This window comes from Pseudomonas brassicacearum (assembly GCF_003732225.1).
Taxonomy (GTDB): domain Bacteria; phylum Pseudomonadota; class Gammaproteobacteria; order Pseudomonadales; family Pseudomonadaceae; genus Aquipseudomonas; species Aquipseudomonas brassicacearum_E.
Genome location: NZ_MOBJ01000012.1, coordinates 46905 through 67996, shown reverse-complemented (window position 1 = coordinate 67996; position 21092 = coordinate 46905). Strand labels below are relative to the sequence as shown.

The 21092-nt window shown below is 59.9% G+C and carries 16 protein-coding genes and 1 riboswitch; of the genes, 7 read left to right on the top strand and 9 right to left on the bottom strand.

From position 1 onward, the window contains the following. Positions 1-62: 62 nt before the first annotated feature. Both BK659_RS18690 and BK659_RS18685 read right to left on the bottom strand, forming a co-directional pair. Entirely contained in the window at positions 63-446 is a 384-nt protein-coding gene (locus BK659_RS18690) for an MAPEG family protein (protein ID WP_123426462.1), read from the bottom strand. 35 nt (positions 447-481) lie between these two features. Further along, complete coding sequence (locus BK659_RS18685; RefSeq protein ID WP_123426461.1) at positions 482-1315, bottom strand: EamA family transporter; 834 nt, start codon at positions 1313-1315, stop codon at positions 482-484. Between the two features lie 229 nt (positions 1316-1544). Between BK659_RS18685 and BK659_RS18680 the strand changes: the two genes are divergently transcribed. Next, positions 1545-2714, top strand: coding sequence for an MFS transporter (locus BK659_RS18680; protein WP_123426460.1), 1170 nt, complete (start codon positions 1545-1547; stop codon positions 2712-2714). Positions 2715-2828: 114 nt separating this feature from the next. Here BK659_RS18680 and BK659_RS18675 read toward each other — a convergent pair whose 3' ends face one another. Further along, positions 2829-3233: an acyl-CoA thioesterase gene (locus BK659_RS18675; protein ID WP_123426459.1), complete on the bottom strand. Its 405-nt coding sequence runs from the start codon at positions 3231-3233 to the stop codon at positions 2829-2831. Between the two features lie 198 nt (positions 3234-3431). Continuing rightward, positions 3432-3534: riboswitch (S-adenosyl-L-homocysteine riboswitch) on the top strand. A gap of 22 nt (positions 3535-3556) precedes the next feature. Between BK659_RS18675 and ahcY the strand changes: the two genes are divergently transcribed. From ahcY to BK659_RS18655, 4 genes are all read left to right on the top strand, one after another. Beyond that, positions 3557-4966 carry an adenosylhomocysteinase gene (gene ahcY, locus BK659_RS18670; protein ID WP_123426458.1) on the top strand — a complete coding sequence of 470 codons (1410 nt, stop codon included), beginning with the start codon at positions 3557-3559 and terminating at the stop codon, positions 4964-4966. Between the two features lie 131 nt (positions 4967-5097). Beyond that, positions 5098-5943: a methylenetetrahydrofolate reductase [NAD(P)H] gene (gene metF / locus BK659_RS18665; RefSeq protein WP_123426457.1), complete on the top strand. Its 846-nt coding sequence runs from the start codon at positions 5098-5100 to the stop codon at positions 5941-5943. Positions 5944-6126: 183 nt separating this feature from the next. Beyond that, positions 6127-6942 carry a substrate-binding periplasmic protein gene (locus tag BK659_RS18660; RefSeq protein ID WP_123426456.1) on the top strand — a complete coding sequence of 272 codons (816 nt, stop codon included), beginning with the start codon at positions 6127-6129 and terminating at the stop codon, positions 6940-6942. Positions 6943-7167: 225 nt separating this feature from the next. Then, positions 7168-9030 (top strand): RNA helicase RhlE2, encoded by a 1863-nt coding sequence (locus BK659_RS18655; protein ID WP_123426455.1) that lies wholly within the window; start codon positions 7168-7170, stop codon positions 9028-9030. 66 nt (positions 9031-9096) lie between these two features. Here the strand turns inward: BK659_RS18655 and BK659_RS18650 are convergent, their stop codons facing one another. From BK659_RS18650 to BK659_RS18640, 3 genes are all read right to left on the bottom strand, one after another. Further along, entirely contained in the window at positions 9097-9690 is a 594-nt protein-coding gene (locus tag BK659_RS18650) for a YceI family protein (RefSeq protein ID WP_123426454.1), read from the bottom strand. A gap of 348 nt (positions 9691-10038) precedes the next feature. Beyond that, positions 10039-10617: a YceI family protein gene (locus tag BK659_RS18645; protein ID WP_123426453.1), complete on the bottom strand. Its 579-nt coding sequence runs from the start codon at positions 10615-10617 to the stop codon at positions 10039-10041. A gap of 31 nt (positions 10618-10648) precedes the next feature. Further along, positions 10649-11200 (bottom strand): cytochrome b, encoded by a 552-nt coding sequence (locus BK659_RS18640; protein ID WP_123426452.1) that lies wholly within the window; start codon positions 11198-11200, stop codon positions 10649-10651. 322 nt (positions 11201-11522) lie between these two features. On the opposite strand from BK659_RS18640, the gene BK659_RS18635 reads away from it, so the two are divergent. Together BK659_RS18635 and BK659_RS18630 are read left to right on the top strand one after the other, a co-directional pair. Then, a complete protein-coding gene (locus tag BK659_RS18635) occupies positions 11523-12929 on the top strand; it encodes an adenosylmethionine--8-amino-7-oxononanoate transaminase (RefSeq protein ID WP_123426451.1) in 1407 nt (468 codons plus the stop codon). A gap of 189 nt (positions 12930-13118) precedes the next feature. After that, positions 13119-13838 carry a 16S rRNA (uracil(1498)-N(3))-methyltransferase gene (locus BK659_RS18630; RefSeq protein WP_123426450.1) on the top strand — a complete coding sequence of 240 codons (720 nt, stop codon included), beginning with the start codon at positions 13119-13121 and terminating at the stop codon, positions 13836-13838. Positions 13839-13922: 84 nt separating this feature from the next. Here the strand turns inward: BK659_RS18630 and trhA are convergent, their stop codons facing one another. The 3 genes from trhA to BK659_RS18615 all read right to left on the bottom strand — a co-directional run bounded on the left by trhA (position 13923) and on the right by BK659_RS18615 (position 21062). Next, positions 13923-14540: a PAQR family membrane homeostasis protein TrhA gene (trhA, locus tag BK659_RS18625; RefSeq protein ID WP_123426449.1), complete on the bottom strand. Its 618-nt coding sequence runs from the start codon at positions 14538-14540 to the stop codon at positions 13923-13925. Positions 14541-14683: 143 nt separating this feature from the next. Next, complete coding sequence (locus BK659_RS18620; RefSeq protein WP_123426448.1) at positions 14684-15145, bottom strand: chemotaxis protein CheW; 462 nt, start codon at positions 15143-15145, stop codon at positions 14684-14686. Next, positions 15138-21062, bottom strand: coding sequence for a hybrid sensor histidine kinase/response regulator (locus tag BK659_RS18615; RefSeq protein WP_123426447.1), 5925 nt, complete (start codon positions 21060-21062; stop codon positions 15138-15140). The genes BK659_RS18620 and BK659_RS18615 overlap by 8 nt, the downstream gene beginning before the upstream one ends. Positions 21063-21092: the final 30 nt, after the last annotated feature.

The following is a 21092-nucleotide window of genomic DNA, read 5'->3' as shown; positions in this document are numbered from 1 at the left end:
GTGGGAGCGAGCTTGCTCGCGATGAGGCCCGCACAAACACAGGAAATACCGGCTACTGAACTTCAAATCGACACAAAAAAGAAACTGGCAATCAGCCCCATGCCGACAAACCACACCAGCGAACGCAGGATCGCCCAATCCGCCAGGTAACAGATGATGTAAAGCAGACGGCTGGTGATGAACAGCACCGATAGCACGTTGATCGTCACCAGCTCGGCATTGCCGGCCAGATGCGCAACGATGACCGCAGCGGCAAATGCCGGGGTCACTTCAAAGCTGTTCAGCTGGGCCCAGTGGGCACGCCTGGCAAACCCGTCGAGGGACTCAAGAAAATCTCGTGGATCATGATTATCCCGCAGCCCGAACTTACCCCCGATCTTGGCGATGGAGGTGCAAACGTACGGCAGGAAAATCGCGATCAATACACACCACAGAGCAACAGTCATTGCAGATTCCTCTTTAGAGTTTTGTGAACATTCGCTCAGAACTTCATCACGAGCATGCCGGCCAGTACCAGTCCACAGGCTAAGAGCCTGGGCCTGCCGAAAGGTTCTTTGAGGTAACGCATGCCGAACAGCACCACCAGAATCACGCTGATTTCGCGCAGCGCCGCCGCTTCGGCAATCGACCCCAACTGCATGGCCCAGAGCACCAAAGCGTAGCTGAACAACACGCAGAACCCGACGCTCAAACCCAGTCGCCACTGTTCACGCCAGAACCGCATAAAGGCCGGACGCTTGCGCACCAGCGCCAACAGCGGGAACGGCCAGGCACTGAACAGCGTGACCCAAACCAGATAATCGAGCGGGTGCGACCAGCGCCGTAATGCCTGCCCATCGATGAAGGTGTAGCAGCCGATGCACAAGCCGATCAGCACCACCACCGGCAACATCGACCACGGCAAACGCTCCCCGCCACCGCCCTGCCAGAGCAGGCAGAGCATGCCGAACGGGATCAGCAAAATGCCAAGAATCTGCTGGGTCGTCAGCACTTCGCCGGCAAAGATCAGCGTCAGCGCCAACACCACCAATGGCGACAAACCGCGCATCAGTGGATAGACCAACCCGAGATCGCCGACCCGATAGGCCTGGATCAGCAGATAGCGATAGAGCAACTCGAAGGCCGCCGAAGCGAGAATCCACGGCCAGATGTCCAACGGCGGCAGCACCACGAAACCCAGCATCAACACGACAAACAGCATCGCCACGCTGTCCATGCAGGCCACGACCAACAACCGTTCAGCACTGAATTTGATCAGCGTATTCCAGGCTGCGTGCAACAACGCCGCCACCAACACCAACGCGGTCGCAAGCACGACACACTCCTTATGTTGTCCCCGCCTCCTACGTCGACCGGGGTGACCGGGGCAGAGAATTGATTCGCCATATGTCAGCAGCTGTTTATACTGCAACCGACCACGCCGCACTCAGTTGCGCACATACTTATTCCAATAAATTTCTGCTGCTACCCGATCCTTACGGAATCGGGAGTTCGCATGCGTATGCCTGATCAGAGCGTCAAGACTATCGACAGAGACCTTGCGCATGCCACTCGCCTTGCTAGCACTGGCTGTTGCCGCCTTCGGCATCGGCACCACTGAATTCGTCATCATGGGCTTGCTGCCCGATGTCGCCCGCGACCTCGCCGTGAGCATTCCCGAGGCCGGCCTGCTGATTACCGGCTATGCCCTGGGCGTGGTGTTCGGCGCTCCGATCCTCGCGGTCGGCACCGCCAACATGCCGCGCAAAGCCACACTGCTGGGCATGACGCTGATGTTCATCCTCGGCAACATCCTCTGCGCGCTGGCCCCGAACTACGCCACGTTGATGGCCGCGCGGGTGATTACTGCGTTGTGCCATGGCGCGTTTTTCGGCATCGGCTCGGTGGTCGCCGCAGGACTGGTGGCGCCGAACAAACGTGCCCAGGCGATTGCAATGATGTTCACCGGCCTGACCCTGGCCAACGTGCTCGGCGTACCGCTGGGCACAGCGCTCGGGCAATACGCCGGCTGGCGTTCGACCTTCTGGGCGGTGTCGGTGATTGGTGTGATTGCGGCCATCGCCCAGTGGGTCTGGCTGCCGAAAGAGATCGCCATGGACAAGGCCAACCTGGCCAGCGAATTCAGGGTCCTGGGCAAACCCAATGTGCTGCTGGCGCTGGGCATGAGTGTGCTGGCGTCCACCAGCCTGTTCAGCGTGTTCACCTACATCGCACCGATCCTGCAGGACATCACCGGCGTCAGCCCGCACGGCGTGACTATCATGCTGCTGTTGTTCGGCGTGGGTTTGACCGCCGGCAGCATGCTCGGCGGGCGCCTGGCCGACAGCCGCTTGCTGCCGTCATTGGTGGGCATGGCCCTCGCGGTCATGCTGATACTGGCCGCGTTCAGCCAGACCAGCCACTCGGTGATCCCGGCAGCCATCACCCTTGTGCTGTGGGGGGTGTTCGCCTTTGCACTGTGCCCGATCCTGCAACTGTTGATTATCGATCAGGCTCATGAGGCGCCGAACCTGGGTTCGACGCTGAACCAGAGCGCCTTCAACCTGGGCAATGCCGCCGGAGCGTGGATCGGCGGACTGGTCGTCGCCAGCGGCGCCAACCTTGCGGACCTGCCATGGACCGGTGCACTGGTCAGCGGTTTGACCGTGCTGACTGCGCTGTTCTTTATCTACCTGCAACGTCGCGCAGCGGCAGCGGCGAACGTCCCCGGCTGAACACCACCCACATCCGTATCCGTAGGAGCTGCCGAAGGCTGCGATCTTTTCGGAACGGCATCGATCCTGAAGATCAAAAGATCGCAGCCTGCGGCAGCTCCTACGGGGCTCGCATTACTCGACCGTGGCATCGTCCTGGAACTGGTCTTTGACGTACTTGATCTCGGTCCGGCCATGGGGCGCCGGCAAGCCGTCTTCGCCCAGATTGACGAAGACCATCTTCTCGACCGTGAGGATGCTTTTGCGGGTGATCTTGTTGCGCACCTCGCAAGTCAGGGTGATCGAGGTGCGACCGAACTCGGTAGCGGTGATGCCCAGCTCGATGATGTCGCCCTGGCGCGAGGCGCTGACGAAGTTGATTTCGGAAATGTACTTGGTGACCACGCGCTGGTTGCCCAGCTGGACGATCGCATAGATCGCCGCTTCTTCGTCGATCCAGCGCAGCAGGCTGCCACCGAACAGCGTGCCGTTGGGGTTGAGGTCTTCGGGTTTTACCCATTTGCGGGTGTGGAAATTCATGCTCGCTCCTGACCGTCTTGCCGATTGATGCCGGCCATCATGGCAGACCGGGCAGTCATGCTCCATGAGGCTTCGACTATGGTCGCCATTAGCGATCTTCATTTGGCCGACAGAAACCCTTTGGAAGTATTGCGCACACGGCTATAATCGCCACCGTTTCAAAACGGTCATCTTCGATGGGTACCGTTTTCCCGCCACCTGTCCGAGGGGCGCTGCAGCAGGTTCGACCTGTCAGGCTCGGATGGGGCGTTGCCTGGCCATGATCGGCCGGACACTAAACGCACAACGGCGCCCATTCGCATACTTACGAATGGAGGCTCTTCATGAGCGCTGTAAACACGCCTGCAGGTTTTAACGACTACAAAGTTGCCGACATGTCCCTGGCTGCCTGGGGCCGTCGCGAAACCATCATCGCCGAATCGGAAATGCCGGCCCTGATGGGTCTGCGTCGCAAGTACTCCGCTGAGCAACCGCTCAAGGGCGCGAAGATCCTCGGCTGCATCCACATGACCATTCAGACTGCCGTGCTGATCGAAACCCTGGTTGCCCTGGGTGCCGAAGTACGCTGGTCGTCCTGCAACATTTTCTCGACTCAGGACCAGGCCGCTGCCGCTATCGCCGCTGCCGGTATCCCGGTTTTCGCCTGGAAAGGCGAAACCGAAGAAGAGTACGAGTGGTGCCTTGAGCAAACCATCCTCAAGGATGGCGCGCCTTGGGATGCCAACATGATCCTCGACGACGGCGGCGACCTGACCGAGCTGCTGCACAAGAAATACCCGGCGATCCTCGACCGCGTCCACGGCGTGACCGAAGAAACCACCACTGGCGTACACCGCCTGCTGGACATGCTGGCCAAGGGCGAACTGAAAATCCCGGCCATCAACGTCAACGACTCGGTAACCAAGAGCAAGAACGACAACAAGTACGGCTGCCGTCACAGCCTGAACGACGCGATCAAGCGCGGTACCGACCACCTGCTGTCCGGCAAGCAAGCGCTGGTCATCGGTTACGGTGACGTGGGCAAGGGTTCGGCCCAGTCCCTGCGTCAGGAAGGCATGATCGTTAAAGTCTCCGAAGTTGACCCGATCTGCGCCATGCAAGCCTGCATGGACGGCTTTGAACTGGTTTCGCCGTTCATCGACGGTATCAACAACGGTACTGAAGCAAGCATCGACAAGGCCCTGCTGGGCAAGATCGACCTGATCGTGACCACTACCGGCAACGTCAATGTTTGCGACGCAAACATGCTTAAAGCCCTGAAGAAGCGTGCAGTTGTCTGCAACATCGGTCACTTCGACAACGAAATCGACACTGCTTTCATGCGCAAGAACTGGGCATGGGAAGAAGTGAAGCCACAGGTTCACAAGGTTCACCGTACCGGCCCTGGCGATTTCGACGCACAGAACGACGACTACCTGATCCTGCTGGCCGAAGGCCGTCTGGTTAACCTGGGCAACGCCACTGGCCACCCAAGCCGTATCATGGACGGTTCGTTCGCCAACCAGGTTCTGGCGCAGATCTTCCTGTTCGGCCAGAAGTACGCCGACCTGTCGCCAGCCCAGAAAGCCGAGCGTTTGACTGTTGAAGTACTGCCGAAGAAACTCGACGAAGAAGTGGCCCTGGAAATGGTTCGCGGTTTCGGTGGCGTGGTCACTCAACTGACCAAGCAACAGGCTGAATACATCGGCGTGACCGTCGAAGGCCCGTTCAAGCCGCACGCTTACCGCTACTGATCAGCGCTGACTGACCGCTCCCCGTAGGAGCTGCCGCAGGCTGCGATCTTTTGATCCTTGAAAGATCGCGGCCTGTGGCAGCTCCTACGGGGGGGCCAGCGTCCGGCTTACGAGTTCCAAAGGGTATTCCAATGTCCCAAGACCGCCGCTACAGCTTCGAGTTCTTCCCGACCAAGACCGACGCTGGGCATGAAAAACTCATCGCCACTGCCCGTCAGCTGGCCACGTACAACCCCGATTTCTTCTCCTGCACCTATGGCGCTGGTGGTTCGACCCGTGATCGCACCCTCAACACCGTGTTGCAGCTCGAAAGCGAAGTCAAAGTCCCTGCCGCACCACATCTGTCGTGCGTTGGCGACAGCAAGGACGACTTGCGCGGCCTGCTGACTCAATACAAGGCAGCCGGCATCAAGCGGATCGTCGCCTTGCGCGGTGACCTGCCTTCGGGCATGGGCATGGCCAGTGGCGAAATGCGTCACGCCAATGACCTGGTGAGCTTCATTCGTGAAGAGACCGGCGACCACTTCCATATCGAAGTCGCCGCTTACCCGGAAATGCACCCGCAAGCGCGCAACTTCGAAGACGATCTCACCAACTTCGTGCGCAAGGCCAACGCCGGTGCCAACAGTGCGATCACCCAGTACTTCTTCAACGCCGACAGCTACTTCTACTTCGTCGAGCGTGTACGGGCGATGGGCGTGGATATCCCGATTGTTCCGGGCATCATGCCGATCACCAACTACAGCAAGCTGGCACGCTTTTCCGACGCCTGTGGTGCGGAAATCCCGCGCTGGATTCGCAAGCAGCTGGAAGCCTACGGCGACGACACCCAGAGCATTCAGGGTTTCGGCGAGCAAGTGATCACGCAAATGTGTGAACGCTTGTTGCAAGGCGGTGCACCAGGGCTGCATTTCTATACCCTGAACCAGGCTGAACCTAGCCTGGCGGTATGGAGCAACCTGAAACTGCCGCGTTAAAAGTCGTACGGGCAAGATCAAAAGATCGCAGCCTGCGGCAGCTCCTTGCGAATAATCCGTAGGAGCTGCCGCAGGCTGCGATCTTTCCATTCTCGGGTCACACTCCCAAATCCCTTGTGCTAGAGCACCCACTTCCAACACCCGCTTCTGGCTATTGCCCAAATCTCGTCGTAATCTCCAGCGATGCCCGTCATTGCCCAATTGCTGACAGCCGTGCTTTTTGCTTGCCTGAGCTTTGCCGCTCGGGGCGAGAAGCTGCGCATTGTCACCGAGCCCTGGGCGCCTTACGTGTACGAGGAAAACGGCCAGGCCCTTGGGCTGGATTACGAAACCACGGCAATCGTCTTCCAGCGTCTGGGGATTGAGGTGCAGTGGCAGTTCCTGCCCTGGAAACGCTGCCTGGCCATGCTTGATCAAGGGTTGGCCGACGGCGCGCTGGATATCTTCCACAGCAACGAACGCGACGCCACCCTGCTCTATCCCGGCGAACCGCTGTCGGAAGTCGAGTTCGTGATGTTCTATGCCAACGAGCGCCCTCATCCCTTCCGCACCCTTGAAGACCTGCGCGGCCTGACCATCGGCACCTCGCCCGGCTACCTGTACAGTCAGGACTTCAGGGACTCGACCCTGTTCACCCGTGAGCCTGCGCCGACCCATGAAGCCAACTTCGGCAAGCTTGCACGTGGGCGCATCGACCTGCTGATTACCGACCGCCGGGTGGGCCAAACCCTGCTCGACACCTTGAATTTGCGCGATCAGATCAGCGAAAGCCCCACGGTCATCAGCCATCAGAGCCAGTATCTGGCGGTGCGTCGCAATGCCGGCATGGACCTGCTGGTGCAGCGTTTCGGCGCCGAGCTAAAGCGCTTCAAACGCGAACCGGCCTACGCCCAATTGAGTACGCGTTATGGCGCCGGCCCGGTACCTGATGCGCCACAGATCACCCCGCGAGCCAGCAACGGGAAAACCGTTGAGCAGCAGGAAAGCAGCGCTCCGTGATTGCTCTGTTATACTCCGGCCTTCCCGCCAGGCTTACGCCCGGACGCTCGGTCTTGTTTAAGGCATCTCGACACCGTTACAGCGCAGCTTTTCAGCCCGCGCGAGCACTCGAAGATAAGCCTTCAAGCCCAGCAGGACCGGACGCGATTGCGCTTCTCTTAAATGCCATTCGCGCCAGGCAAGACTATCCCATTGGGCCAAGCCCTAACTAAAACAGGATTACTCATGTCCTTTGCTTCCCTCGGTCTCTCCGAGGCTTTAGTCCGCGCCATCGAGGCAGCGGGCTACACCCAGCCTACTCCGGTGCAACAGCGGGCCATTCCCGCCGTGTTGCAAGGTCGCGACTTGATGGTTGCGGCGCAGACAGGTACTGGCAAAACCGGCGGCTTCGCCCTGCCGATTCTGGAGCGTTTGTTCCCCAACGGTCACCCGGACAAATCCCAACGTCACGGCCCGCGCCAACCGCGCGTCCTGGTCCTGACCCCGACTCGCGAACTCGCAGCTCAGGTGCACGAGAGCTTCAAGGTCTACGCCCGTGACCTGAAGTTCGTCAGTGCCTGCATCTTCGGCGGCGTTGGCATGAACCCACAGGTTCAGGCCATGTCCCGTGGTGTTGACGTGCTGGTGGCCTGCCCGGGTCGCCTGCTCGACCTGGCCGGCCAAGGCAGCGTCGACCTGTCCCACGTAGAAATCCTGGTACTCGATGAAGCTGACCGGATGCTCGACATGGGCTTCGTCCATGACGTGAAAAAGGTCCTCGCCCGCCTGCCGGCCAAACGTCAGAACCTGCTGTTCTCGGCAACCTTCTCCAAGGACATCACTGACCTTGCCGGCAAGTTGCTGCACAACCCGGAACGCATCGAAGTCACTCCGCCGAACACCACGGTCGAGCGCATCGAGCAACGCGTATTCCGTCTGGCCGCCAGCCACAAGCGCTCGCTGCTGGCGCACCTGATTACCGCCGGCGCCTGGGAACAGGTTCTGGTCTTCACCCGCACCAAGCACGGCGCCAACCGCCTGGCCGAGTACCTGGACAAACACGGCCTGAGCGCCGTCGCGATCCACGGCAACAAGAGCCAGAACGCCCGCACCAAAGCCCTGGCCGACTTCAAGGCCGGCGAAGTGCGTATCCTGGTGGCCACCGATATCGCCGCTCGCGGCCTGGATATCGACCAATTGCCACACGTGGTCAACTTCGAACTGCCAAACGTCGACGAAGACTACGTGCACCGTATCGGCCGTACTGGCCGTGCCGGTCGTTCGGGCGAGGCGATCTCGCTGGTTGCCCCGGACGAAGAAAAACTGCTGAAAAGCATCGAACGCATGACCAAGCAGAAAATCGCCGATGGCGACCTGATGGGTTTTGATTCCAGCGCTGTAGAAGCCGAGAAGCCAGAAGTTCGAGAGCGTCCGGATGTGCGTAACCCGCGCAACCCACGTGGCCCGCGCGGCGATGGTCCAAACGGCAGCGGCGGTGGCGGCGGTCGTAAAGACAAAGGCAAGGACAAGGGCGGCAAGGAAAAGCCGGCTGCCAGCCGTGGCGAACGCCCGGCTCAAAAGCCGCGCGAAGGCACTCCGGCCCGCGAACAGCAGCGCCCGGCACCCCGCGCCACCGCTGACCGCGCACCGGACGAGTTCCTCGACGACGATGTCGATAACTTCGGTAACCGCGTCGACTACGTTCCGCAGCAAAAAGCCCCTCAGGGTCGCGGCCGCCGTCCAGGTGCTCCGGCACAGGGCGCTGGCGCTGGTACTGGCGCTCCACGCACCGGCCAGCCACAGGGTCGTCAAAACGGTCCGCGTAGCAGCAGCGGCGCCACCACCGGCACCCCGCCCGCCAAACGTAGCGGTCCACGCAGCGGCGCTCCACGTGACGGCCAGGCCCGTCGCGAAGAGTCGCGCAACCGTCGCCCGGCCCGTGACGACCAGCCGCGTCAGGAACCCGCAGTACAAAACCCGCGCGGCACCCAACCGAAGATCATGCACAAGGAGTCCAAGGCGGATCGCTTCCCGACACCTGAGCAGCTCGATCAACTGCCAAGCCGCCCACGCGGCGAGAAACCAGCGTTGCTGACTCGCAACCGCTGATTTCTCCCGCTAACAAAAACGCCCCTGATCTCGCGATCAGGGGCGTTTTTGCTTAAGGTAGAAGCGTTACTTTTTCACGCCTTCGAAGGTGATGTACAGCTCGATGGCATCCGACTCAGGTTTCAACTGCCCCGACACACCGAAATCCTGACGCTTGATGGTAGTGGTACCCTCAAAACCTGCACGGTAACCACCCCATGGATCCTTGCCTTCACCCAGGAAGGTGGACTTAACGACCACCGACTTGGTTATACCCTGTATGGTCAAATCGCCTGTTACATCAGCAGTCGACTTGCCGTCAGCACTTTTACCAGTGGGTGTAACACTGGTAGACACGAATTTTGCTGCCGGAAACTTGCTCACGCTTAAGTATTCCGCGTCACGTATGTGCTTATCACGCTCGGCATGGTTGGTGAATAGGCTGGCCGTTTTTACATTGACTTCAATCTTCGTGGCCTCAGGTTTAGTAGCGTCAAAGTTGAACTTGCCGTCCAGATCATTGAAAGTACCCGTGATATAGCTGAAGCCCAAGTGGCTGACCTTGAAGTTGACAAAGGCATGCTGACCTTCTTTATCGATTACATATTCAGCAGCCATCGCCTGCCCCACCAATAGCATGGCAGCACCCGCAGTCAGTGAGACGAAATATTTCTTCAGCATAATCTTCCTTAGGAATTAACGATCATCCAGGCTGTATCGCGATCTTGGAACTTAGTTACGTCGCGAGAAAAGCACGCATAAATGGGTCTGCCCTCATCGGAGCGAGCACTGTATAAAATCGAGAAGTCAGCTACAGACATTCGACATACGAAAGAGATATTGCGCAAGACTCGTTATGCACGGATTAAGGGTGTCTGTAGGACCGGGCGTAGGAAAACAGCCAGCGTAATGTGCGAATTCGTTAATACAACTGCGATCATTAAGTTATTCCACCCCATTTCGCCAGGCGTAAAAAAACGCCCCGCAGATCGTAAGATCCGAGGGGCGTTTTTGTGTCAGCAGCGAAAATTACTTCGCTTGAACACCTTCAAACGAGATGTCCAGGTCCAGGGTCTGGGAGGCAGGACCTGGGCCTTTGATGCCGAACTCGCTCAGCTGCAAAGTAGTCGTACCGTTGAAGCCGGCACGGTAGCCGCCCCATGGATCCTTGCCTTCGCCGTTGAAGGTTGCCTTGATCACGACTGGCTTGGTCACGCCGTGCAGAGTCAGGTCGCCGGTCACGTCAGCGGTTTTTTCACCAGTGGATTTAACACTGGTGGAAACGAACTTGGCTTCAGGGAATTTCGCGGCGTCCAGGAAGTCCGGAGTACGGATGTGCTTGTCACGTTCAGCGTGGCTGGTATCAACGCTGGCGGTTTTCAGGACAACGTCGATTTTGCTGGCTTCTGGAGCCTTGGCGTCGAAGTTGAACGTGCCGCTCCAATCCTTGAAAGTACCGTGGATGAAGCTGTAACCCAGGTGGCTGATCTTGAAGTCGACGAAGGCGTGATTGCCTTCCTTGTCGATTGTGTATTCTGCGGCCATCGCTTGCCCTGCCGACAACAGAGCAGTACCGATTGCCAGAGCGGCGAGAGTCTTTTTCAACATGCTTTCTATTCCTTGGAGTCGAGGTTGAACATCAGGCTTTGCGTCCCAGCATTCGCGTCAGGGTCGCATCACGGTCGATAAAGTGGTGCTTCAGTGCTGCCAACGCATGGAGACCGGAAAAAATTACCAGTGCCCAGGCCAGATACAGATGAATCGCACCGGCTATGTCTGCCTGGTCCGGTAGACCGGAAATCAGCGCAGGGATTTCAAACAGACCAAACACCGGAATCCCGACACCGTCTGCGGTGGAAATCAGGTAACCGGCAATCATCACAGCGAACAGGCTGAGATAGAGGAAAGAATGACCGAGCCTGGCGCCCAGGCGCGTCATGCGGCTATAGCTTTGCAGCGTCGGCGGCGGTGGGCTGATAAAGCGCCACAACGCCCGCAGCAGCATGATCGCGAACAGTGTCAGGCCGATGCTTTTGTGCAAGTCCGGCGCTTCTTTGCGCCAACTGCTGTAGTAGTCGAGACCGACCATCCACAAGCCCAGTGCAAACAGACCGAAGACTGCCAGCGCCACACTCCAGTGCAGAAAGATGCTGACCCCGCCGTAGCGGGAGGAAGAGTTACGTAGCTGCATTGCCCAAATCCTGTAAGAACTGTGACCAAGACTATCGAGTTATCTATCGATTTAAAGCCGAAAATTTCGCTTTGAAATATCGAGAAATACGATCAAGAGTCTGAAATAGGTGGGTTAAGGAAAGATTAACCCCCTGCGAACGACGCAATCGGAAGTAGCTTTACCGTGCCCTGTCAGAGTATGCGCACGTCAATACAACCACGTAGCGCACCTGTATTTCCATGTGCAATCGCCACAATAGGTTGTCCGCTCGCCTGGCATTGCATAGGCTTGCGCGATTGTTTGCCCGCGCGTGTCGCGAGCCGCCTCGAGGAGAGTAAGAATGGGCTTGAATAATCAGTGGATGCAGCGAGATCTCGCGGTTTTGTGGCATCCCTGCACCCAGATGAAAGACCACGAACAACTGCCGCTGATCCCGATCAAGCGCGGCGAAGGCGTATGGCTCGAAGACTTCGAAGGCAAACGCTACCTCGACGCGGTCAGTTCCTGGTGGGTCAACGTGTTTGGCCACGCCAATCCGCGGATCAACCAGCGGATCAAGGACCAGGTCGATCAACTGGAACACGTGATCCTCGCCGGCTTCAGTCATCAGCCGGTTATCGAGTTGTCCGAACGCCTGGTGAAAATGACGCCGGAAGGCCTGACGCGGTGCTTCTACGCCGATAATGGCTCGTCCTGCATCGAAGTCGCGCTGAAAATGAGCTTTCACTACTGGCTCAACCGCGGTCAGTCGAACAAGAAGCGCTTCGTCACCCTGACCAACAGCTACCACGGCGAAACCATGGCGGCGATGTCGGTCGGCGACGTGCCGCTGTTCACCGAAACCTATAAAGCGCTGCTGCTGGACACCATCAAGGTGCCAAGCCCGGACTGCTACCTGCGTCCCGAAGGCATGAGCTGGGAAGAACACTCGCGCAATATGTTCGCCGCGATGGAACAGACCCTCGCCGAAAACCACGAAACCGTTGCCGCGGTCATCGTCGAGCCGCTGATTCAGGGCGCTGGCGGGATGCGCATGTATCACCCGGTGTACCTGAAACTGCTGCGCGAAGCCTGTGACCGTTATGGCGTACACCTGATCCACGACGAAATCGCCGTCGGCTTCGGCCGCACCGGGACGATGTTCGCCTGCGAACAGGCCGGCATCCGCCCGGACTTCCTGTGCCTGTCCAAAGCCTTGACCGGCGGTTACCTGCCGCTGGCCGCGTGCATCACCACGGACGAGGTCTACAGCGCTTTCTACGACGACTATCCGACCCTGCGCGCCTTCCTGCATTCCCACAGCTACACCGGCAACCCGCTGGCCTGTGCGGCGGCGTTGGCGACGCTGGATATCTTCGAAGAAGACAACGTCATCGAAAAGAACAAGGCTCTTGCCCAGCGCATGGCCAGTTCGACTGCGCATCTGGTTGACCATCCGCATGTTTCGGAAGTCCGCCAGACCGGCATGGTGCTGGCCATCGAGATGGTTCAGGACAAGGCCAGTAAAACCGCCTACCCCTGGCAGGAACGCCGAGGGTTGAAAGTGTTCCAGCACGCACTGGAACGCGGCGCCCTGCTGCGGCCGTTGGGCAGCGTGGTGTATTTCCTGCCGCCGTACGTGATCACCCCCGAGCAGATCGACTTCCTTGCCGAGGTCGCCAGCGAAGGGATCGATATCGCCACCAGCAACAAGGTCAGTGTGGCGGTGCCGAAGGACTTCCACCCAGGCTTCCGTGATCCGGGTTGATGGATCGCACTATACGGTCAATGTGGGAGCAGCCGGGCGGCGTTCCGTCTGCTCGCGATGCGGACACCGAAGTCGATCTGCTAGACCTCGGTGATGCTATCGCGTGCAGGCTCGCTCCCACAGAGGCAGGCCGCCCGCAAAGATGTCGACACCGACTCAGATAACCAGCACCCTTTTCAGAGAACCCGAATGAGACTGTCCCGCTTCTTTATCGACGCCCCCTTGAGCCTCGGCGAGCATGAATTACCGGAGGCCCAGGCGCATTACATCAGCCGCGTACTGCGCATGGCCGAGGGTGATGCGCTGCAAGTGTTCGACGGTTCAGGTCAGGAATTTCGCGGCACCCTGGCGGAAGTCGGCAAGAAACGCGTGCGCGTGGCGTTGACCGAAAGCTTCGCCGGGCAAATCGAGTCGCCGTTGCAGATTCATCTGGGCCAGGGCTTGTCCCGGGGCGAGCGGATGGACTGGGCGATTCAGAAAGCCACCGAACTGGGCGTGACTGAAATCACCCCGATTTTCAGTGACCGCTGCGAAGTCCGGCTCAAGGACGAACGCGCCGACAAACGTCTGCAACACTGGCGTCAGGTCGCTATCAGCGCGTGCGAACAATGCGGTCGTTCGCGAGTGCCGGTGATCCACCCGCCCCTGTTATTGGCCGACTGGCTCAAACAATCCGAGGCCGAACTGAAGCTGGTGCTGCACCCGGTGGCCGAGCCGCTGGTCAGCCATGCCAAACCTTCGACACTGGCGTTCCTGATCGGCCCGGAAGGCGGGTTGTCGGACGTGGAAGTCGAACAGGCGCAAAGCGCCGGCTTCCATTCCGCCCGCCTCGGCCCGCGAGTGCTGCGCACCGAAACCGCGCCAGTAGTGGCATTGGCTGTGGCCCAGCAGCTTTGGGGTGACTTTTAGGACCCCATCGCGAGCAAGCTCGCTCCCACAAGAACGCCGCTGTACCTGTGGGAGCGAGCCTGCTCGCGATAGCCGCGCCTCGGTCTAAAGGACGTAAAACAGAATCGCCACGAAGTGCAGCAAACTGCCGGCGATGACGAACAGGTGCCAGATGCCGTGGGCGTGACGCAGCCTACTGTCGAGGGCGAAGAAGATGATGCCGACGGTATAAAACACCCCACCCGCCGCCAGCCAGGCAAAACCAACGGTGCCCAATGCCGCCAACAGCGGCTTGACCGCCACCAGCACGATCCAGCCCATCACCGCATAGATCACGATCGACAGGATCCGCGCCTCGGAGCGCGGTTTGATCTCTTGCAGCATGCCGATCACCGCCAGTCCCCAGACAATCCCGAACAACGTCCAGCCCCATGGTCCGCGCAGGGTGACCAGACAAAACGGTGTGTAACTGCCAGCGATCAACAGGTAGATCGACAGGTGATCGACCTTCTGCATGATCACCTTCGCCCGCCCGCGCACGCTGTGGTAAACCGTCGAAACGCTGTACAGCACCAGCAAGGTAAACCCGTAAATCGCTACGCTGACAATCTTCCAGGGGCTGCCGTCAAGACTGGCAATCACCAGCAACCAGACCGCCCCGACACACGCCGCAATCGCCCCGAACAAATGGCTCCAGGCGTTGAATCTTTCCCCGTGATACATGTTTCTCCAACCTCAAAAAATCACTGCAACATCGCGCAAGGCTCAGGCTTGTAGCCTGAAAGCGCAATGTTTCAAATCAAATGTCATCGCTATAGATCGTTCCCTCTGCGGGACTGATCGCTCCCTGAATGGGATCGATCGACTCACGATTGAACCAACCCCGCCCCCACCAACAACTCTTCCAGCGCCAGCAAATCCGGGACTTTCGCCACCTGTTCGGCGACCTGTACCGCCGCGTGCTCCAGCGAGCACAGCGGCACGTCGACGTAGCTCAACTGGCTGTCGAGTTTGTAGGAGCGTGGAATCCCTTGCACCAGCAAGGCGATGAATTTCAGGTGCGGGCGCCCGCCGAGGGCGTTTAGGACGACGATACGCGCGCGGTCGCCGATCACGGTTTTGTTGCCGCAGGCCGATTCGAAGCTCAGCAGCGGGATTTGCCGGTCACGCCAGGTCACCAGGCCCAGGTACCAGGGCGGCGAATCGAGGTCGAAGGCTCCGGGCTGGTAGTCGATCAGCTCGGCGACGGCGACGTTGGGCAGAATCAGGTTGCGATCGGCCAAGGGCAGCAGCAGCCCGGTGAGGTTACTGGTGCGGTGCTCAAGCATGGGTTTTGCTCCATAACGCGATGCTTTCGAGCAATACCGACTCCTGGTACGGCTTGCCGAGATAGTCGTTGACGCCGATGGCCATCGCCCGGTCGCGGTGTTTCTGACCGGTGCGCGAGGTGATCATGATGATCGGCAGGTGCTGCAAACGTGGGTCATTGCGCACCTGCATGGCCACTTCGAAACCGTCCATGCGCGGCATTTCGATGTCCAGCAGCATCAGATCGGGCATGTGCTCTTCGAGCAACAGCATGGCGTCGACACCGTCCTTGGCAGTCAGCACGTTCATGCCGTGGCGCTCGAGCAGACGACTGGTGACCTTGCGCACGGTGACCGAATCGTCGACCACCAATACCAGCATCGAACGCTGCGGCTCGGTCTCTGCGGCGGGCTCTTGTATGACCCGCTGCGGCGGCAAATGGATTTGCATCGCGCGGATATGCGCCAGCAGGTCGAGGATCAGCACCACCCGGCCATCGCCAAGAATGGTCGCGCCGGACAACCCCTGCACCGCGGCGAACTGCGGACCGAGACTTTTCACCACGATTTCCCGGGTGCCGGCCATCGCGTCGACCTGCACCGCGATGCGCCTTTCGTGGCACTGCACCAGCAACACCGGCAACGGCAGGCTCTCGCCCGACAGTTTCGGGCGCACGCTGGTCTTCAGCAGCTCACCGAGGTAGCACAATTCGTAGCGTTGCCCGGCGTACTGGTACGACGGCGGATCGAGCTGGTAGTAACCCTCCAGTTCAAAGGGCAGCACGCGCACGATGCCTTCGATGGTGTTCAGCGGAATCGCGTACTGATCCTCGGCACACTGCACCATCAACGCTCGGTTGACTGACACGGTGAACGGCAGCCGAATGCGGAAGTGCACGCCCTGCCCAGGTACAGAGTCGATGACCATCGAGCCACCGAGTTGCCGCACTTCTTCGTGGACCACGTCCATGCCGACGCCACGACCGGAAATCTGGGTGATTTTCTCGGCAGTGGAAAACCCCGGCTGCAGAATGAACTGCAACACCTCGCGGTCGCTCATGTCGCTGTTGGGGTCGAGCAAGCCGCGCTTGATCGCCTTGCGCCGCACCGCGTCCAGCGGCACGCCGGCGCCGTCGTCGCGGATGTCGAAAATGATGTCGCCGCCCTCTCGGGACAGGTCCAGAGTGATCCGGCCCTGCTCGGGTTTACCGGCCGCACGGCGTGCTTCGGCAGACTCCAGACCATGGTCGACGGCATTGCGCAGCATGTGTTCGAGCGGCGCCGCCATGCGCTCCAGGACATTACGGTCCATCTCGCCTTCGGCGTTCCCGACAATGAACTCGACGTCCTTGCCCAACTCGCTGGAAACCTGACGGACGATGCGTTTCAAGCGCGGCAGCATCCGCTCGAATGGCACCATGCGTGTGCGCATCAGGCCTTCTTGCAGCTCGGTGTTGATCCGGCCTTGTTGTTGCAGCAGGTTCTCTGCGTCGTGGTTGCGTTGATCGAGGGTTTCCTTGAGGTCGAGCAAGTCGGAAGCCGACTCGAACAACGCCCGCGACAACTGTTGCAACTGCGAGTGACGGTCCATCTCCAGCGGATCGAACTCTTCATAGCCCAGACGTTCGGCCTCAACCTGCTGACGACTGAGAATCCGTCCCTGGGTTTCGGTGTCGAGCCTGCGCAGTTGATCGCGTATGCGCTCGATGGTGGTTTCCATCTCGCTCAGGGCGACCCGCGCATCGTTGACTTGCTGCTCGATGCGACCACGGAAGATCGAGGTTTCCCCGGCCAAATTGACCAGATCGTCGAGCAACTCGGCCGACACCTTGACCATGTCGGCGCCGATATCGGGTTGCAGCGCTGGTGTCTCAGGCTTGCCCACCGGTGCGACTTCGATCACTGGAGCCGGAGTCTTGTCAGCGATGGGGTGAGTGAAGGCCTTGATCGCCTCGATCAGCCCGTCGGCCGGCAGCACGGGCTGGCCGGCGCGGGTCGCATCGAGCATCTGCGCCAGCCGGTCATGGCTGCGTTGCAACAATTCGAACAGCACCGGCGTGGCATGCAGCAAGCCAGTCGACAGCCCTTCATAAAGAAATTCCAGCTCATGGGCCAGGTCGCCAATCGGGGCGATTTCGACCATCCGTGCGCCACCCTTGAGGGTGTGCAAGTCGCGCAGCAGGGTTTCCATTTCCTGACGGTTTTGCGGATCCGCCTGCCAGCGCAATAATGCCGCGCCAGAGCTGTCGATGATGTCGAAGCCTTCCTCAAGGAAGATCTCCAGCAGTTCTGGATCGTTGCTCGCCGAGTCATTCGCGGCCGCCGCTTCGACCACATCGGCCGTGCTGCCAGTACTTTGCCGGAACTGCTGGATCGCCTCGATCAGCGCACCCGGATCGCCCAGCGGCTGATGGTTTTGCAGCTGTTCGAGCAACACCGCAAGGCGGTCGTGGCTCTGTTGCAGTAGCGTCCCCAACGCTTGCGAGTGACTGAAACGCCGGTCGACCAGACCTTCATAAAGGCTTTCCAGTTCATGGGCCAGATCACCGACCGGCCCGATCTCGGCCATCCGCGCTCCGCCCTTGAGGGTGTGTAAATCGCGTTGCAACGACGACAGCGGTGCTGCGTTCTCCGGATCATTGAGCCAGCGCTGCAAGGCCTGCCCGGCGCTTTCAAGGATATCCACCGCCTCCTCGAGAAAGATCGAGACGATTTCATCGTCAATCGCCAGCGTCTGCGTCTGCGCTAATTCGCTGGTGGCGCTGCCCAATTCGGTAATGCTCAGCGTGCGGCTGCCATCGCTGCGGATCAGCCCCATGGCTGACGGATCAAGGCCCTCATTGAGCAGATCACGCAAGGCCCGCACCCGCGCCGGCTGCGAACCGACCTCCTGACCGGCGGCCAGTTCATCGAGCATGTTGATCAGCGCTTCGTGAGCATTTTTTGCCTCGTGGAAGAACCTTTCGCTGACCGCCAGGCTGCTTTCTTCCACCGCGCCATAGAGGTCGAGCAACGCTTCACACAGCTCATCCACCGGGTGCAGATCGGCCAGGTGCGCGTTTTCGCCCAGGGTGGTCAATTCATCCAGCAGCGCGCTGAGTTCCTGCCGCTCGCCGGGATGCTGCTGCCAGCGCTGCAACAGGCTTTCGGCGTCCAGCAGGATGTCCATGCCCTGGGCGAGGAAGTTGTTGATCAATTGCGGATCACGCTTGATCCGCAGTCCGGTGTTCGGGGCGTTGAGGATGGCCTCCAGACGTTCGGCGAGCAACGCCTGAGTGCGTTCGATCAGGCTTTGCGCACCGCTGATGGGTGTCAGCGGATCACGGTTCAATTGCTTCAAGCCGCGACGCAACAAACCACTGGCTTCGAGCAGCAGCTCAACTTCATCGAGGTCCAGTGCAATCTGGTGCGCCTTGTACTCGCGGGCCAGATGATCAAGCGGCGCCGCCAGCTCGGCAATCGGCAACACACCCGCCATCGAGGCGCTGCCCTTGAGCGTGTGCAGCGCCCGCTGCAGTTCATCACTGGCCTGCAACGGCAAGTGTTCAGCGGCCTGATCGAGGAAGCGGTCGAGGCTGTTGAGATGGGTTTCGGCTTCGTTGCGGAAAATCTCCAGCAACTGCGGATCAAGCGCCGCACCATCCTGCTGCGCCGCATCCGACAGGCTTTCAGCGCCCTTGGCCAACGCATGGGCGCGAGCGGCCAGGCGGTCGACATCTTCGCGCTGGCGCTGGCGGTTGGCGGCGAACTCGGCGATCAGTTCAGGCAGCAGTTGCAGTACTTCATCCAGCAGTTGATAGACCTGCGGCCCCGGCTCGACGCTGCGCTCAAGCACCCGGTTGAGCAGGTTTTCCAGCGCCCAGGCCAGCTCGCCCAGCACCAGTGCGCGAACCATTCGCCCACTGCCTTTCAAGGTGTGGAAAGCGCGGCGCAATTCACTCAGAACGGATGCGCTGTCGGGGCTGGCCGACCAGCGCGGCAAGTATTCGCGGAGGATTTCAAGGACCTCGTCGGTTTCCTCGATAAAGACCTCGCGCAGCTCATCATCCACCGGTTCTTCATCGGCCGGCGGCGGCAGCAGACTGTCCGGGGTGGTTAGCGCGGGCGGGTTAACGGCGGAGGTCGGGCTGGCCAATACCTCTGCCAGCGACTGGGCGATCTGCGAATTATCCCGCGCCTGCGATTCCTGCATCACTAATGCTGCACCGGCGCTCAGCACTTCTTCGAGCAGCGGCACATGCACTTCACTGGGTAAATAACCCAGTGCCGCCAGGCTTTGCTCGGCGACATCAAGAAGCTGTTCACCAAGCGCCTCAGGGTCTTCGCTCAAGCGCTCCAGGTAATACTCGATGCTGGTAATGGCGTCGGCCAGGTTGTCGAGTTGCTGCCAGTCGGGCCGCGTCTGATCCACCAGCAGATGCTCGCGAATGAAGTTGTTGCAGGCTTCCAGCAGGCTCGCCGCACGGCTCAACGGGATCATCGCCAATGCGCCACGCACTTGGGTCAACACGGCCGGTAGCGGCTGCAAGGCCTGACGATCCCAATCGCTGTCGATGTAGTCGACGATCATGTCCTTGGCCTGTTGCAGGCAGATTCGTGCTTCCTTGATGACGATCTGGTGGATCTGGGTCAGGTCGGTGGTCGGCAACCGGCTCTCTTCGCGGCTTTCCTCAACGGTGCCGACCATTCCGGCCAGTGTCGCCTCGACGTAAAGCAAGGCACCGGCGACATCCATCAGGATTGCATCGTTCGGTTCTCGCTGACCTTGGGCCAGGCTCAGGACCACCGCCAGTTGATCGATGATCACCTTGCGCGGTTGACCGAAACCGAGCACCGCCAGGGTGTCGGCGATTTGCCGCAGTGGTGCCAGCAGGCTGTCGAGGTCCGAGACATGTTGACGGTCGCTGCGCACGAACAGGTCGAGGCGCTCCTTGACCCGCACCAGTTCTTCGCAGAGCGCGGCCAGCACCGAGCGCATGGCGTCACGGTCCGGGCCGGCCAGACGGGCGCGTTCTTCATCGACCATCGCGCTGTCGGGCAATGCGTCGTCCAGCGCGTAGCGATCTTTCATGATTTGCATCCGCGCAGTGGGGTGTTGTGCCTTGGCGATGTAGAACAACAGGCTTTTGAGCAGCTCTGGCGGTGCCGGCTGATTGACTCCAGTCATGCCTTGCTCCAGCAAACGCTTGAGTTCCTTGTCGGTGTCCTTGAACAGACTGCGCAGCGCCGGGCTGTTGGCGATGCTGGCACTGAGCATGCCTTCGACCAGTGCCGAAGCGACTTGCCACAACGCCCCCAATGGCGCGTCACCGCACAGCGCTTCGAGGCGTGCGAAGACCTTGGCCAAATAGCCGAGATTGGTGTTGTCATCCTGTTCGCGAAGCAAACCCACCAGCCCCATCTGCAACATTAGCCGCAATTTGCGCAGTACATTCGGCAGTTCGGCCGGTTCAAGCATTGCCAGGGTGTCTTCGTCCAGCGGCGACAGATCCAGCCACTGCGGGCTGAACAGACTGGTTTCCGACAACAGGCTTTCGCCGCGAGCACTGCGCAGGTCGTTGATCAGCGGCAACACCACCAGCGGCAAGTCGCGGCGGGCGCTGTGCACGCGGTCGAGGTAAATCGGCAACTGGCCGAGGGATTGTTGCAACAGGCGAATGGCTTCATCGCGATGGCTGACGCGGTTTTGCTGCAACGCCGCCGCGAGCTGCTCCATCTCTTCGGCGAGCAACGCCGCGCCGTAGAATTCGACCATCTGCAAACTGCCGTGGACCTGATGAATCCCCGCCAGGCACTCGTCGATCGCGTGCGCCGTCTGCGGCTCTTCGACCCGGTTGTCGAGGGCCATGCTTTCAAGGGCAATAAACGCCTGCTTCAGCGTTTCGGCAATTTCGCCCTTGACCCATTCGAGGGCCACATAGTCGTGCCGATCACCCATAACCACTCCAATCAAAATGCTTTCCCGGCA

Bases quoted from the DNA above. Each gene is read 5' to 3' on its own strand.
- ahcY (WP_123426458.1), top strand. From the start codon at position 3,557: ATGAGCGCTGTAAACACGCCTGCAGGTTTTAACGACTACAAAGTTGCC.
- BK659_RS18620 (WP_123426448.1), bottom strand. From the start codon at position 15,145: ATGCTTGAGCACCGCACCAGTAACCTCACCGGGCTGCTGCTGCCCTTG.
- BK659_RS18630 (WP_123426450.1), top strand. From the start codon at position 13,119: ATGAGACTGTCCCGCTTCTTTATCGACGCCCCCTTGAGCCTCGGCGAG.
- BK659_RS18615 (WP_123426447.1), bottom strand. From the start codon at position 21,062: ATGGGTGATCGGCACGACTATGTGGCCCTCGAATGGGTCAAGGGCGAA.
- trhA (WP_123426449.1), bottom strand. From the start codon at position 14,540: ATGTATCACGGGGAAAGATTCAACGCCTGGAGCCATTTGTTCGGGGCG.
- BK659_RS18660 (WP_123426456.1), top strand. From the start codon at position 6,127: ATGCCCGTCATTGCCCAATTGCTGACAGCCGTGCTTTTTGCTTGCCTG.
- BK659_RS18640 (WP_123426452.1), bottom strand. From the start codon at position 11,200: ATGCAGCTACGTAACTCTTCCTCCCGCTACGGCGGGGTCAGCATCTTT.
- BK659_RS18635 (WP_123426451.1), top strand. From the start codon at position 11,523: ATGGGCTTGAATAATCAGTGGATGCAGCGAGATCTCGCGGTTTTGTGG.
- BK659_RS18655 (WP_123426455.1), top strand. From the start codon at position 7,168: ATGTCCTTTGCTTCCCTCGGTCTCTCCGAGGCTTTAGTCCGCGCCATC.
- BK659_RS18650 (WP_123426454.1), bottom strand. From the start codon at position 9,690: ATGCTGAAGAAATATTTCGTCTCACTGACTGCGGGTGCTGCCATGCTA.
- BK659_RS18680 (WP_123426460.1), top strand. From the start codon at position 1,545: ATGCCACTCGCCTTGCTAGCACTGGCTGTTGCCGCCTTCGGCATCGGC.
- BK659_RS18645 (WP_123426453.1), bottom strand. From the start codon at position 10,617: ATGTTGAAAAAGACTCTCGCCGCTCTGGCAATCGGTACTGCTCTGTTG.
- BK659_RS18675 (WP_123426459.1), bottom strand. From the start codon at position 3,233: ATGAATTTCCACACCCGCAAATGGGTAAAACCCGAAGACCTCAACCCC.
- BK659_RS18690 (WP_123426462.1), bottom strand. From the start codon at position 446: ATGACTGTTGCTCTGTGGTGTGTATTGATCGCGATTTTCCTGCCGTAC.
- metF (WP_123426457.1), top strand. From the start codon at position 5,098: ATGTCCCAAGACCGCCGCTACAGCTTCGAGTTCTTCCCGACCAAGACC.